This window comes from Synechococcus sp. R55.4 (genome assembly GCF_047461935.1).
Classification (GTDB): domain Bacteria; phylum Cyanobacteriota; class Cyanobacteriia; order Thermostichales; family Thermostichaceae; genus Thermostichus.
This window is the reverse complement of sequence record NZ_JANSIF010000070.1, coordinates 1-13968: the sequence shown is the minus strand read 5'-3', so window position 1 is coordinate 13968 and position 13968 is coordinate 1. Positions and strand designations below refer to the sequence as shown.

Below are 13968 nucleotides of genomic sequence, written 5' to 3'. Positions count from 1 at the left end.
CCTGCTCAGAGATAGGCAGGATGCGATCGCTTCTTTCCTGAACCATGTTCAGGAGAGTTCAGCGTGAATGTATCAGTTGTGGGGATCCGTACTCCACTATGGGTGGAGAGAGAAAGTGGGCTTCGATGTCATCCCTAGTGGATGTGGCTGAGTTGGGTGAGCATTCCTTGACTTGGGCTTAAGTTATACCCTTGTCGGCATGAGTTTTGACGCTGTGGCCCACTCGGCCAGGTGATAGAACAGAGTCAAACCCAACAGCATTTGGGAGGTTTGTTGTCATGGCTACGTTGCAACCCAAAGTGACCCACCAGCTTTTGGCAGCCTTAGCCCTGTTTGCCTGTCTGGGCTTGTTGCCTGCTTGTGGCGAGAGCAGCAGCAGCACCGTCAGCCCCCCCAGCATCACCCCCACCCCCACCGGCTCATAATTCGGCTGGTTTTTGCATGCCCTTGCAGCGGTTGCCCAAGTTGGTTCAGCCTTGGGCTTTGAGGATCGCGGGGATCTTTTGTCTTTGTCTGCTGGCGGCCTGTGGAGGATCCCCTACCTCGATGGAGCCACCGCGGGCAGGGGAAGTGCCGATTGCCAGCTTCCTGTGCCGGCTGGATCGCCAGACCCGCAGCTTCACGGGGCCTATTTACGCCGAACAGCCCCAGGTTGCTACCTGCAACCCCGGTCGCCTTACGCCTGCAGCAGCCCAAAAGATGATGGATCGGCTGAATTTTCTACGGCTGTTGCACCAGTTACCGCCGGTGAAGCTCAATCCTCAGTTCCTAGAAGCCGCCCAGCAAGCGGCCTTGATGCAGGTAGCCAATGGTACTCTCAGCCACCAGCCGCCCCCTTCTTGGCGCTGCTTTACCCCTGCTGGGGAGGCGGGATCCCGCTTCAGCAACCTGGCGGTTGGGCCCATCCTAGAGCTGAACGGCCCCGATCCAGGCCGGGTGTTGGCGCGGCAGGTGGACATCTATTTTGCCGAGCCAGGTCGAGAAAACTTTGTGGATGTGGGGCATCGCCGCTGGAACCTGTATCCTCAGTACGCCCAGGGGGCCTACGGCATTGTCTTTGACCCACGGGCTGGACGGGTGACCCAGGCCAACGCCAACTGGATCTTCGGTTTTGACGAGTCGGTGCCAGATCCAGAGTTCATCGCCTTCCCGGAGAAAGACGGCTACCTCTACCGCCTAGAAGGGTTTTCCGGCCAGCCCCTGTCTGCCTACCGCTGGTCTTTCTCGGTGCCCAGCCGTGGCGGCAAGGCTGATCTCAGCCAAGCCCAAGTCCGCATCACCGATGCCCTCAGCGGCGAGCCGGTGCCTGTTGGAGATCTCCGCGTGGGGGATCCCGCCTTTGGCCTGGAAACTTTGACCTACTCCGTGGGTTCGATCCAGCCCAATCGCAACTACACCTTTGAAATTAGCGGCATTCGCCTCAACGGTGGCCCCCCCCGCAGCTACCGCTACACCACCGCTCTCTACGACTGCGATCCCCAAACTTCCCAACGGCCCGCACCCCTCACCGAAGGGCTGGGGATCCCGCCCCGTCTGCTCTGGCAGATGGAGCATGACTCTAGTCAATGATACGCTGGACTATACTGAAAATAATGTACAGTATGTTCAGTATGGCTGCTTGGTATGGCTAGGTATGTAAAACCGAGAGAAGCGGCGGATTATTTTGGGGTGTGTCTCCACACTTTGAGGCGATGGGAACAGAAGGGCTGGATCAAAGCAATACGTACTCCATCTGGTAGGGCGAGAAGGTATGACCTCGACAGCTACATCAAAACGCCAAAGAAAGCCAAACGAGTCGTTTTGTATGCCCGAGTTAGCAGCCGAGGGCAGAAGCCAGACTTGGAGAGACAGATTGCAAGACTGGTTAACCTCTATCCTGGAGCCGAAGTGGTCGGAGAGATTGGCGGCGGTCTCGACTTCAAAAGACCGAAGTTCCTTGCCTTATTGGAACGAGTTCGTGCGGGAGATGTCGGAACAATTGTGGTCGCTCACAGGGATCGACTCTGCCGGTTTGGATTTGAGTTCGTTGAGTGGTACTGCCGTCAATACGGGTGCGAAGTCTTGGTTCTCGATGACGATCACCTCTCTCCCCAACAGGAACTGGTTGAGGATATCCTCACCGTCCTGCACTGCTTCAGCAGTCGGCTCTACGGACTCAGAAAATATCGGGCTGCAATCGAGAAAGATACGGATTTATCCGGAGCCGGCGCTGGCTAAGGTTTGGAAGCATTGGCAAGCGGCGTGCCGGTACTGCTACAACCAAGCGATTGCCTATCAGCGTCAGCATGGTGCCCCAAAAACGGCCAGAAAGCTGCGGGACATCATCCTGCATTCCGACCTGCCCGAGTGGGTAAAGGACGCCCCCTGCCACATCAAGCAGAACGCGGTCGTCGAGGCGTGGCTGGCGTTTCACCGAAGCAAAGACGCGAGGTTTCGCAGTGTGCGGGACAGGTCGCATACGCTGCAGTTCAACGCCGGCAACTTTCGCAATGGAACGTGGCATCCGAAACTCACCCGAGGTTTGGCGTTCCGTGCATCCGAGGAGATGCCCAGAGAATGGGCACGCGGAACCGAGCTAACGCGGGTGAAAGACAGATGGTATGCCATCTTCCCTGAGCCCGTGAACGAGCAGTGTTCGTTAGCAAAGGGGGTTGTTGCGCTTGACCCTGGGGTAAGAAGTTTCTTTACAGGGTTTGATGGGGCAGGTTTTGTAGATATTGCCAGGGGAGACTTCGGCAGAATCACTCGGCTGTGCTACCACCTAGACGATCTGCAGTCCAGGCTGAGTAAAGCACCGAGACTCAAGCGTAGGCGAATGCGGCAAGCGGCGTTTCGTCTGCGGGAACGCATCAGGGACTTGGTGGACGAGTGCCATCGCAAGGTAGCGGCGTTCCTAACGGATAACTACCGATTGATATTCCTCCCCACTTTCGAGTCAGCCAAGATGGTTGCCAAGGCGGGGAGGAAGTTTGGTAGCAAGACAGCAAGGGCGATGCTCACCTGGGCGCACTATCGGTTCAAGCAGTTCCTGAAGTTTCAAGCCAAGAAGAAAAACGTGGTTGTCGTGGAAGTATCGGAGGCGTACACCAGCAAAACCTGTACCAAGTGCGGGCACATCCACACCAAGTTGGGTGGCGCAAAGGTGTTTAGATGCCCAAAGTGCAACCATAGGCTACCACGAGATTGGCAAGGCGCTCTGGGCGTCATGCTCAGAGCTTTGCGGGATACCGCCTTTCTGTTCGGACTCCGTCCCGCTGACGCGAACGGAAACGGACAGAATGCTATCGCTTCACCGTTGAGCAGTAATGCTCAGCAGTGTTCAGCGTAAATGTATCAGCCTTTCAACTCTTTCAACCGTCTCAACTAGCTTTTCCTCACCCCCAGCCCCTTTCCCAAAGGGGAAAGAGGGGTCTGCTGCTCCTGGAAGCCTGACTTTATGCATAAAGCGCAATTCGAGAATGACAAAACTACATAACCTGTTACAAAGTGTAACTGCCAATACCAAAGTTAACGGTTCGTCATCGCTAGGGTAGCCAGTGTTCACCCCACGGCAGCGATCATGGCGAACCAATTTGAACGCCTCAAAAGCGAAAAGGATGGGCTGGCGGTCAAGGCCGAGCTGGAGGCGTTTGCCCGGATGGGTTGGGAGAACATTCCTGAAGACGACCGGGATCACCGCCTCAAGTGGCTGGGGATCTTCTTTCGCAAGCGCACCCCAGGTCAGTTCATGCTGCGGCTGCGCCTGCCCAATGGGATCCTAACCAGCGGCCAAATGCGGATGTTGGGCGCAATCATCCACCCCTATGGAGAACAGGGCGTAGCCGACATCACCACTCGGCAAAACCTGCAACTGCGGGGCATTCCCATTGAGGACATGCCTCAGGTTCTGCGGCAACTCAAGGAGGTGGGCCTGACCAGCATCCAGTCGGGCATGGATAACGTGCGCAACATCACGGGATCCCCTCTGGCCGGTATTGACCCGGACGAGCTGATCGACGTGCGCGGCCTCACTCGCAAGGTGCAGGACATGATCACCAACAACGGCGAGGGCAACCCTTCCTTCAGCAACCTGCCGCGCAAGTTCAACATCGCCATCTGCGGTTGTCGCGACAACTCCGTGCATGCGGAGATCAACGACCTGGCCTTTGTACCTGCCTTCAAAGAGGGCAAGCTGGGCTTCAACGTCCTGGTGGGCGGCTTTTTCTCGGCTCGCCGCTGCGCCGAGGCAATTGGCCTGGATGTCTGGGTGGATCCCCGGGATGTAGTTCCCCTGTGCGAGGCGGTGCTGCTGGTCTACCGGGATCACGGCCTGCGGGCCAACCGACAAAAGGCACGGCTGATGTGGCTCATTGACGAGTGGGGCCTAGAGAAGTTCCGGGCGGCTGTGGAGCGCCAGATAGGCCACCCTCTGCCCAGGGCAGCGGAAAAAGATGAGGTGGTCTGGCACAAGCGGGATCTGCTGGGGGTGCATGCCCAGAAGCAGCCGGGCCTCAACTTTGTCGGCCTGCATGTGCCGGTGGGGCGGCTCAACGCCCTGGAGATGATGGAGCTGGCCCGCTTGGCGGAGGTGTACGGCTCCGGAGAGCTGCGGCTGACGGTGGAGCAGAACGTGCTCATCCCCAATGTGCCCGACTCCCGAGTGGCCCCGCTCCTCAAAGAGCCGCTCTTGAAGAAGTTCTCCCCCAACCCAGGGCCCTTGCAGCGGGGGTTGGTGTCCTGTACGGGCAACCAGTTCTGCAACTTTGCCCTTATCGAGACCAAAAACCGGGCTGTGGCCTTGATGGAGGAGCTGGAGGCGGAGCTGGAGATCCCCCAAACGGTGCGCATCCACTGGACGGGCTGCCCCAACTCCTGCGGCCAACCCCAAGTAGCCGATATCGGCCTTATGGGCACCACTGCTCGCAAGGACGGCAGGGTGGTGGAGGCCGTGGACATCTACATGGGGGGAGAGGTGGGCAAAGACGCCAAGCTGGGCGAATGCGTGCGCAAAGGGATCCCTTGCGAAGACCTCAAGCCGGTCTTGGTGGAGTTGCTCAGGGAGCACTTTGGGGCCAGGCCGCGTCAGCATCCGTCCGCCGCCCAGGCTTCTGTTTTGGTAACCCGCTAGCGGTTCTGTTGCCGTCCTGAAAGTTTTTCTTTCTTCGTCGTTGTAAATCTTGGAGGTTTCGATGTCTAAGCTGTTCAGCACTTCCTCTCCCGTCTCCCGTCGGCAATTTTTGGCCGGGGTGGCTGCTCTCACGGCTGGGGCGGCCACGGCTGGGATCCCGCGCGCCCAATCGCAATCCTTGGGCAAAGGCTACTGGGTGGCGCAGGCCGATACTCCCGAAACCACCAGCGCCAAGCTGGGGTTCATCGCTCTAACCGACGCGGCCCCCCTGATCATCGCCAAAGAAAAGGGGTTCTTTGACAAGTACGGCATGAAGGACGTAGAGGTGGTCAAGCAGGCCTCTTGGGGCACCACCCGCGACAACTTGGTGCTGGGATCCGCCGCCGGCGGCATCGATGGGGCACACATCCTCACCCCCATGCCCTACCTCATCACCACCGGCAAAGTTACCGATGGCAAGCCGGTGCCTATGTACATTTTGGCCCGTCTCAATCTGGACGGTCAGGGCATCAGCATTTCCAACCAATATCGGGATTTGCAAATCGGCCTGGATAGTTCCCCCCTCAAGGCCAAGTTTGCCGAGCTTCGAGCTGCCGGCAAAGATCCCAAATGCGCGATGACCTTCCCTGGTGGCACCCACGACCTATGGATGCGCTACTGGCTGGCCGCAGGCGGGATCGATCCCACTAGCGACGTCTCCGTCATTGTGGTGCCGCCGCCGCAGATGGTGGCCAATATGAAATCCAGAACCATGGAAGCCCTCTGTGTGGGCGAGCCTTGGAATGCCCAGCTGGTGAACCAAAAAGAGGGGTATAGTGCCCTCACCACCGGCGAGCTGTGGAACGGCCACCCGGAAAAGGCCTTTGCCCTGCGGGCCGACTGGGTGGATGCGCACCCGAAAGCCACCCTTGCCCTGTTGAAAGCGGTGCTAGAAGCCCAGATCTGGTGCGACCAGATGGAAAACAAAGAGGAGATGTGTCGCATCATCGGCGACCGCCGCTGGCTGGGGGTGCCTGTGCCCGATATCTTGGGCCGTTCTCGGGGCACTTTTGACTACGGCACCGGCAAGGTCGTTGAAAACAGCCCCCACCTGATGAAGTTCTGGCAGAACTACGCTTCCTACCCCTTCAAGAGCCACGATCTCTGGTTTTTGACCGAAAACATTCGCTGGGGTTACCTACCTGCCGACACCGATACCAAAGCCTTGGTGGAGCGGGTGAATCGGGAAGAACTCTGGCGAGAAGCTGCCAAAGCCATTGGCCAGGAGGCGGCCATTCCCCCCAGCCCTTCCCGAGGAGTGGAAACCTTCTTCGACGGGGTGCAGTTCGATCCCGAAAATCCTGCCGCCTACCTGGAGAAATTGGCGATTAAGAAGCTGGCCTAGCCTGATCTTCTCAATTCTTCCAGAGCAAGTTGCAAAAACCCTTGCAAGCCCTCTGCCCAGGAGAGAAGGGATCCCCGAATCCCCACAAAGAGTGTTCAACTGAAACCCCTTCTCTCTTGGGATCCTCTTAAGTTGACTTCAACCTTACTCCCAGCAAGCCATGAGGATTTTCCACTCTGCCCTACAGTTGGGCTACCACCTCTTTCGGATCCTGCTTCCCCTACTGGTTGGCCTAGGCCACTGGCTGCTGAAAACCAGCCCAGGCTTTGTTCTTCAGTCCAATGCCGGGCTCCACTCCCCGGCCAGCTCTGCATCTTCTTCTGCTTGGAGGCAGCGAGTCCAAATCCACCAAGTGCTGCGCCGCGTTCTTTTGCCCACCACGGCCATTTTAATAGTGCTCGTTCTCTGGCAAATTGCCTATAGCCGCCCCGGAGCCAACTTGCCCACCCCTCTCCAGGTTTGGCAGGACACCTGGGATCCCCTTATTAAAGATCCCTTTTTTGACTATGGCGGCAATGCCAAAGGGCTGTTCTGGCAAATTTGGGCCAGCTTGCGGCGGGTGTTCATTGGGTTTGCCCTGGCCGGCTTGGTGGGGGTTGTGGGCGGCATGATCATCGGGGTCAATCGCTGGCTGTACGAGGCTTTGGATCCCATTTTTCAGGTGCTGCGCACGGTGCCGCCTTTGGCCTGGCTGCCGATTTCTTTGGCTGCCTTTCGAGATGCCAACCCTTCCGCCATTTTTGTAATCTTCATTACGGCCCTCTGGCCCATTTTGATCAACACCGTTGTCGGCGTACAGCAGATCCCACAGGACTACCGCAACGTGGCCAGAATTGTGCGCATGTCCGGCTGGAAGTACTTTTTCAAAATCGTTTTCCCGGCAACTGTGCCCTATATTTTTACCGGCTTGCGCATTGGGGTGGGCTTGTCTTGGCTGGCCATTGTGGCAGCGGAAATGTTGATTGGCGGTGTGGGCATTGGATTTTTCATCTGGGATGCCTGGAATAGCTCCCGCATCAGCGAAATCATTCTGGCTTTGATCTATGTCGGGATGGTGGGTCTTCTGCTGGATCGCATCACGGCTTGGATTGGCTCGCTGGTGGTGGCTGAGGATCGCTAAATGAGATTGGCCGAGTTTTAGATTGGTTGCTGACAATTTCTCCATGCTCTCAGAAATCATCTCAGGGGAATCATGAAGACCCAGCCTTACATTGAAGTGGATCATGTCGACAAGGAATTTCTCCTCGACAACGGAGAGGTCTATCCTGTCCTGAAAGACATCCACCTGGAGATCCAAAAAGGGGAATTTGTCTCGCTAATTGGCCACTCTGGCTGTGGCAAATCGACCCTGCTCAACATCATTGCTGGCCTGGAAAAGCCTTCCCGAGGGGGCATTCTCCTGGAGGGCCGACAAGTTACAGATCCCGGCCCAGATCGCATGGTGGTGTTTCAGAACTATTCCCTGCTGCCCTGGCTGACCGTGCGGGAGAACATTGCCCTGGCCGTGGACGAGGTGCTGGGATCCCTTCCCAAAGCGGAGCGGGACCGGATTGTAGCAGAACACATTCGCCGTGTGGGGTTGCAGGGGGCAGCCGACAAGCGACCGGCCCATCTGTCAGGAGGGATGAAACAGCGGGTAGCCATTGCCCGGGCTTTGGCCATCCGTCCGCGGGTGCTGCTGTTGGATGAGCCCTTTGGCGCTCTGGATGCCTTGACGCGCGGCAACCTGCAGGAGCAACTGATGGAGATTGCCCAGGCGGAGCAGCTCACCTGTGTCATGGTTACCCACGATGTGGATGAGGCGCTGCTGCTTTCGGATCGGGTGGTAATGATGACCAATGGCCCGGAGGCCCGCATTGGCCAGATTTTGCGGATCCCTTTTCCTCGACCCCGCCATCGTTTGGAAGTGGTGCGTCACCCCGATTACTACAGCCTGCGGGGAGAGATGATCTACTTTCTCAACCAGCAAAAGCGGGCTCGCCAAAAAACGCCTGTTCGCGTGGCCATTGCCAAACACGGCCTGGAGAAGGTCAATTTGGAGGTTGGCTTTGTGCCCCTCAACGACTGCGCCCCGCTGGTGGTGGCGCAGGAAAAAGGCCTGTTTCAAAAGCATGGCCTGGAGCAGGTCACCCTGGTGCGAGAGCCAGGCTGGAAGACCATCTGGGAAGGGATCCGCTCCGGTCGGCTGGACGCGGCTATGGTGGTGGCCGGGATCCCGTTGGCTTCCACCTTGGGAGTAGGGGGAGTTCCGGTGCCTTTGATTACCGCGCTAACCCTCTCCCGCGGCGGCAACGCCATTACCTTTGGGCGCAGACTTTTGGAGCGAGGCGTTCAAAGCCTGGCGGATTTTCGCCAATACCTCAACCACACCCCCGACACAGTCCACACCCTGGGAGTGGTTCATCCGGCTTCCATGCAAAACTTCCTGTTGCGGCACTGGCTGGCCGGTGGGGGGGTGGATCCGGATCGGGACGTTACGTTGACGGTGATCCCACCCCCGCAGATGGTGGCCCATCTCAAGGCCGACAACATCGACGGCTACTGCGTCGGCGAGCCCTGGAACTCCCGCGCTGTGCGGGAACAGTTGGGATTTATCGTCACCACCACTCCCGAAATCTTGCCCAGCCACATTGAAAAAGTGCTGACAGTGCGCCAGGATTGGGCGCAAAACTACCCCCGCACCCATGTAGCTCTGGTCAAGGCACTACTGGAAGCTTGCCAATACTGCGATCAGCCGCAGCACCGCCCTGAGATCCTGGAGTGGCTGGCCCAGCCCCAGCATGTGGGAGCGGCCAAGGCGGATTTGCAGCCGGGGTGGACGGGTATTCTGCAGCGGGGAATGGCCGATGAATCCCAAGCCCTCACCGGTTTTCACCAGTTTGCCAACGGGCGCAACACCTGTCCCGAAAGGTTGGAACACCTCTGGATCTTGACGCAAATGGCTCGCTGGGGACTCTGCGCTTTTCCCCGCAACTGGATTTCGGTTCTCGACCAAGTTCTGGACAGTGAGACCTACGCCCTAGCCGCTAGAGAACTGGGCCTGCCGGATCGGGCCCATGACCGCGGAGCTTTGCTCTTTGCCGATGGATCCCGCTTCGACGGAGAGGATCCCGTTGCCTACCTAGAGTCTGTAGCCATACGGCAGAACCTGAAACTGCAGGAGTACCGGCTCAGCGAAGTTTAGCTTTTGTTACCTTAAACTCTCGATTGGAAAACACCATGATGACCAGCTCCCGCACGTTCTCCTCACCGCTATCTTCTGCTTCTCCGGTTGCAGGACTGCCCCTTCTTTGTCTTCAGAATGTGGGCAAGACCTACTTCACCTCAGCAGGGCCCTTCGTTGCGCTGGAAAATATCAATCTGGAAGTGGCCGCCGGTGAGTTTGTTTGCATTATCGGCCACTCGGGTTGTGGCAAATCCACCTTGATCAACATGGTGGCGGGTTTTTCGACTCCCACTTCGGGATCCATTACCCTCAAGGGCCAGCCCATCACCTCCCCAGGGCCAGATCGGATGATGGTGTTTCAACATTATTCCCTTTTGCCCTGGCTGACGGCTTTTGAAAATGTTTATCTGGTGGTGGATCAGGTTTACCCAAACAAATCCCGGCGGGAGAAAAGGGAAATCGTTGAAGAACACCTAGAATTGGTAGGTTTAGCAGAGGCAGCCCACAAGCGGCCCAAGCAGCTTTCTGGAGGCATGAAGCAAAGGGTTGCCATTGCCCGCGCTCTTGCCGTTCGTCCAGAAGTTTTGCTGTTGGATGAGCCTTTTGGGGCCTTGGATGCCATTACCAAAGAAGAGCTGCAAGACGAGCTGCTGGCCATTTGGCGGGATCACCGCTGCACGGTTTTGATGATTACTCATGACATCGACGAAGCTCTTTACTTGTCAGACCGGGTGGTAATGATGACCAACGGCCCCGCTGCCCATATCGGCGAGATCTTGACCATTCCCTTCGAGCGACCGCGCATCCGCTCCCGCATTATGGAAATGCCCGAGTTCTACGAATTGCGCAACCGCGCCCTTGACTTCCTCTATCGTCGCTTTGCCCATAGGGAGGATTAAGCTAGGAATCAAAACGCTTGGGGAGGGAAGTTGATGGCCGCTGCTCCGGTTCAGGTAGCTCCAACCGATCTCCCAATGGAGAAGCGGGTCTCTACCCTGCCCAAAACCCTTGCCGACTATCTGGCCAATCCAGTTGCCCAAACCAAATGGGTAGATGGCTACATTGTGGAGAAAGTGGGGCAAACCTTAGGGCATGCAAAGATCCAAACCCGACTTCTCTTCCGTTGGCTCGGTTATGTTGAATGTCAGCCATTGGGGGGTATGGTTTTGGTGAAGGCTCCCGGCCAAACGACAGGCAAAGTCAGAAGACCTGATGTTGCCTACCTGTCTCCAGATTTAATCCAGCAATTTGGAGAGGATATTGCCACTTTGCCGCAGAGCTATCCCCTCACTGGAGAGATCCTCTCCCCAACCGACTCTGGAGAGGACATTTTCTTGAAAGCCCAGGAGTATCTCAGCTCCGGTGCGCTGGAAGTCTGGCTGGTTTTTCCCAAAAGCAAATTTATTTTTATCCAGACTCAGGATCGCCACCTTTGGCTAACCGAACAAGAGACTGCCAAAAGCCAGGTTGTATTGCCCGGATTTGAGATCCAAGTGGCCGATCTCCTCGGCTAAGAGATCCTTAACCTGATGGCCTATCGGGATCCAAAATGCAAGACACTTATCCATCCTGACAGGGATCCCAACTCATGGTGACCGCGATGGAGTCGGAAAAAGCTGTCATCAAAACCCTATGTCCCTATTGCGGTGTGGGATGTGGATTGGAGGCGGTTTCGACAGCCTCAGGTGACTGGAAAATGAGAGGCGACCGGGAGCATCCTTCCAGCTTGGGGATGGTCTGTGTAAAGGGGGCTACGGTTCTGGAGGCAGTTGGTCGGGATCGGCTGCTCTCTCCCCTGTTTCGGGAGAGCTTGGATCAGCCCTTTCGTCGCATTTCTTGGGATCAGGCTTTTGAGGAGATGGTTTCTCGGCTGCGCTGCCTCAAAGACAACCCTCACTCCATAGCCATGTATGGATCGGGGCAGTTGCTCACTGAAGACTATTACGTTGCTCAAAAGCTCATTAAGGGCTGCCTGGGCACCAATAATTTTGACACCAACTCGCGCCTGTGCATGTCCTCAGCCGTCTCGGCCTACACCCAATCCCTGGGATCCGATGGCCCCCCCTGCTGCTATGAGGATCTCGATCTCTGCAATCTGGCTTTTCTGGTGGGCACCAACACCGCCGAGTGCCACCCCATTCTTTTTAATCGCTTGAAGAAGCGGCACAAGCCCGGATCCCCCCTCAAAATGGTGGTCGTGGATCCCCGGCGCACTCAGACAGCAGAAGCTGCCGATCTCCACTTAAAAATTCGCCCCGGTACGGATATCGATCTTTTCAATGGGATTGCCCATTTGCTGTTGAAGTGGGGATCAATGGCTACCGATTTTATCGAGGGCTGCACCCAAGGTTTTGCCGAATATGCAGCTTTGCTGGCCGATTATGAACCGCAGATTGTGGCCCAGCGCTGTGGAATTGCAACTGAGGACTTGATTGAAGCGGCCAAGCTCTGGCAGGGATCCCAAAGGGTTCTCTCCCTTTGGTCGATGGGCCTAAACCAGTCCAGTGAGGGCACCGCCAAGATCACCAGCTTAATCAACCTGCATCTCCTGACCGGGCAAATTGGCCGACCGGGGACCGGCCCCTTTTCCTTGACCGGCCAGCCCAATGCCATGGGTGGTCGAGAGGCGGGGGGGTTATCTCATCTGCTGCCGGGATATCGGCTGGTGAGCCATCCCCAGCATCGGGCAGAGGTGGAGCAGGCTTGGGGTTTGCCCGGCGGCTCCATCTCCCCCCACCCAGGACTGAGGGCCACCGAGATGATTGCCGCTCTGGAGACGGGATCCCTGCAGTTCTTCTGGATTGTGGCCACTAATCCTTTGGTGAGCTTTCCGGATCTGGAACGGGTCAAAAAAGCCCTGAAAAAGTCTCCCTTTACCGTTTACCAAGAGGCTTATTACCCTACAGAAACGGCAGAATATGCCCATTTGCTTTTGCCCGCCTGCCAGTGGAGCGAGAAAACCGGGGTGATGACCAACTCCGAGCGCAGGGTTACCCTTTGTCAAGCCTTTCGAGATCCCCCTAGCGAGGCCCGACCCGATTGGGAGATCTTTGCTGAAGTGGGGCGCAGGTTGGGCTTTGCAGCACAATTTTCCTTCCAAACCGCGGCAGAGGTTTATGCAGAATTTGCCGCCCTTACCGCAAATCGCCTCTGCGATCACTCCGGCCTCAGCCATGCCCTTTTGGCAGAACAAGGCCCTCAGCAATGGCCTTATCCCAAAGAAAGAACCTCGGCCCCTAAGTCCACTCGCCTCTACACAGATTGGCGTTTCCCGACCCCCAATGGCCGCGCCCGCTTTATCCCCCACCCTTCCCGTGGCTTGGCGGAGCCACCCAACCCTCAGTTCCCTTACGTGTTAACTACGGGCAGGCTTTACGGCCATTGGCACACCCAAACCCGCACCGGCAGGATTGAAAAAATCAAGCAAATGCACCCCCAACCCTTTATGGAGATCCATCCTCGCGATGCGGAAAAACTGGGCCTCCAAGATGGAGATTGGGTTCAAGTGCGTTCTGCCCGCGGACGGGCCTATTTCCCGGCCAAGATAACTGCCAACATCGCCCCTGGAACAGTGTTTGTGCCCATGCACTGGGGATCCCTCTGGGCAGAACAAGCCGAGTGTAATGCCCTTACCCATGACATCAGTTGTCCCGATTCCGGCCAGCCGGAATTAAAAGCCTGTGCCGTTGCTCTTGAGAAAGCCGACCCACCGCTCAAGCAATCCCCTCAACTCTAGATTTGGTTCCTAATCGAGGTTCCCATGACTCTGTTTCAGTTTGAGCAAGATTTTGCCGACTCTCTGCGATGCATCCCCATGACCTTGCGCCTAAAGCTGGATTTGTGCGGGATCAAGCTCAAGCTCCATCAATGGGCCAAGTTTTCCTTAGAAGAGCGGCGGAAGTGTGTTGATTGGCCCTCTGAATCTCCACAGGATCTAGAAGAACTCCGCAACCATCTGCGCCATTTGGTTCGCTCCATCTGCCACGAAGAGGCGCAAGAGATTCCCATTGACCCCCAGCCTGAATGGCAAAATCCCAACCAGATCCCAATGGCTGTCCAACAAAAAGCTAAAGACCTGGGGATCCGGCTTGCCCTCGATTTCTGGAGAAACTTGCATGATATCCAGAGATTTGCCTTGCTGAAGTTGAGCCGATCCCATCACGAAAACAAAAATTTCTTGCCCGCTCTGCGAGAGTTTGGCCTGAAGATGGCGAGGGATGGTGATTGCAGTTACTGTAAACTACCCGGCTCCGACCGCTAAGCGGTACGGAGCGGGCTTTCAGTAGCCCTGAGCCTGCTCTGCTCTACCAG

The 13968-nt window shown here is 56.9% G+C and carries 12 protein-coding genes; all 12 read left to right on the top strand.

The window, feature by feature from the left end; all coding sequences use genetic code 11:
- Positions 1–278: 278 nt before the first annotated feature.
- Entirely contained in the window at positions 279–425 is a 147-nt protein-coding gene (locus NW842_RS13150) for a hypothetical protein (protein ID WP_187147246.1), read from the top strand.
- Positions 426–441: 16 nt separating this feature from the next.
- Positions 442–1569 (top strand): CAP domain-containing protein, encoded by a 1128-nt coding sequence (locus tag NW842_RS13145; protein WP_414418207.1) that lies wholly within the window; start codon positions 442–444, stop codon positions 1567–1569.
- Positions 1570–1623: 54 nt separating this feature from the next.
- Entirely contained in the window at positions 1624–2217 is a 594-nt protein-coding gene (locus NW842_RS13140) for an IS607 family transposase (RefSeq protein ID WP_414418206.1), read from the top strand.
- Positions 2105–3328, top strand: a complete 1224-nt coding sequence (locus NW842_RS13135) for an RNA-guided endonuclease InsQ/TnpB family protein (protein WP_414418210.1) — start codon at positions 2105–2107, stop codon at positions 3326–3328. The genes NW842_RS13140 and NW842_RS13135 overlap by 113 nt, the downstream gene beginning before the upstream one ends.
- Before the next feature lie 231 nt (positions 3329–3559).
- Entirely contained in the window at positions 3560–5107 is a 1548-nt protein-coding gene (locus NW842_RS13130; RefSeq protein ID WP_414418205.1) for a ferredoxin--nitrite reductase, read from the top strand.
- Positions 5108–5168: 61 nt separating this feature from the next.
- Positions 5169–6491, top strand: a complete 1323-nt coding sequence (locus NW842_RS13125) for a CmpA/NrtA family ABC transporter substrate-binding protein (protein WP_414418204.1) — start codon at positions 5169–5171, stop codon at positions 6489–6491.
- 160 nt (positions 6492–6651) lie between these two features.
- Positions 6652–7611: a nitrate ABC transporter permease gene (gene ntrB, locus NW842_RS13120; protein WP_099834651.1), complete on the top strand. Its 960-nt coding sequence runs from the start codon at positions 6652–6654 to the stop codon at positions 7609–7611.
- Between the two features lie 72 nt (positions 7612–7683).
- Positions 7684–9675 carry a nitrate ABC transporter ATP-binding protein gene (locus NW842_RS13115; protein ID WP_414418203.1) on the top strand — a complete coding sequence of 664 codons (1992 nt, stop codon included), beginning with the start codon at positions 7684–7686 and terminating at the stop codon, positions 9673–9675.
- Positions 9676–9713: 38 nt separating this feature from the next.
- A complete protein-coding gene (locus NW842_RS13110; RefSeq protein ID WP_414418209.1) occupies positions 9714–10556 on the top strand; it encodes an ABC transporter ATP-binding protein in 843 nt (280 codons plus the stop codon).
- A gap of 33 nt (positions 10557–10589) precedes the next feature.
- Positions 10590–11171 (top strand): Uma2 family endonuclease, encoded by a 582-nt coding sequence (locus NW842_RS13105; RefSeq protein ID WP_414418202.1) that lies wholly within the window; start codon positions 10590–10592, stop codon positions 11169–11171.
- An 86-nt stretch (positions 11172–11257) separates the two neighbouring features.
- Positions 11258–13393: a molybdopterin oxidoreductase family protein gene (locus NW842_RS13100; protein ID WP_414418208.1), complete on the top strand. Its 2136-nt coding sequence runs from the start codon at positions 11258–11260 to the stop codon at positions 13391–13393.
- A gap of 24 nt (positions 13394–13417) precedes the next feature.
- The gene (locus NW842_RS13095) at positions 13418–13918 is read left to right on the top strand and encodes a nitrate reductase associated protein (protein WP_414418201.1); all 501 of its coding nucleotides are present in this window, start codon (positions 13418–13420) and stop codon (positions 13916–13918) included.
- Positions 13919–13968 lie beyond the last annotated feature (50 nt).

What these genes read in the sequence shown, in the direction of transcription:
- NW842_RS13150 (WP_187147246.1), top strand. Translation starts at nt 279, where the DNA reads ATGGCTACGTTGCAACCCAAAGTGACCCACCAGCTTTTGGCAGCCTTA.
- NW842_RS13145 (WP_414418207.1), top strand. Translation starts at nt 442, where the DNA reads ATGCCCTTGCAGCGGTTGCCCAAGTTGGTTCAGCCTTGGGCTTTGAGG.
- NW842_RS13140 (WP_414418206.1), top strand. Translation starts at nt 1,624, where the DNA reads ATGGCTAGGTATGTAAAACCGAGAGAAGCGGCGGATTATTTTGGGGTG.
- NW842_RS13130 (WP_414418205.1), top strand. Translation starts at nt 3,560, where the DNA reads ATGGCGAACCAATTTGAACGCCTCAAAAGCGAAAAGGATGGGCTGGCG.
- NW842_RS13125 (WP_414418204.1), top strand. Translation starts at nt 5,169, where the DNA reads ATGTCTAAGCTGTTCAGCACTTCCTCTCCCGTCTCCCGTCGGCAATTT.
- ntrB (WP_099834651.1), top strand. Translation starts at nt 6,652, where the DNA reads ATGAGGATTTTCCACTCTGCCCTACAGTTGGGCTACCACCTCTTTCGG.
- NW842_RS13115 (WP_414418203.1), top strand. Translation starts at nt 7,684, where the DNA reads ATGAAGACCCAGCCTTACATTGAAGTGGATCATGTCGACAAGGAATTT.
- NW842_RS13110 (WP_414418209.1), top strand. Translation starts at nt 9,714, where the DNA reads ATGACCAGCTCCCGCACGTTCTCCTCACCGCTATCTTCTGCTTCTCCG.
- NW842_RS13105 (WP_414418202.1), top strand. Translation starts at nt 10,590, where the DNA reads ATGGCCGCTGCTCCGGTTCAGGTAGCTCCAACCGATCTCCCAATGGAG.
- NW842_RS13100 (WP_414418208.1), top strand. Translation starts at nt 11,258, where the DNA reads ATGGAGTCGGAAAAAGCTGTCATCAAAACCCTATGTCCCTATTGCGGT.
- NW842_RS13095 (WP_414418201.1), top strand. Translation starts at nt 13,418, where the DNA reads ATGACTCTGTTTCAGTTTGAGCAAGATTTTGCCGACTCTCTGCGATGC.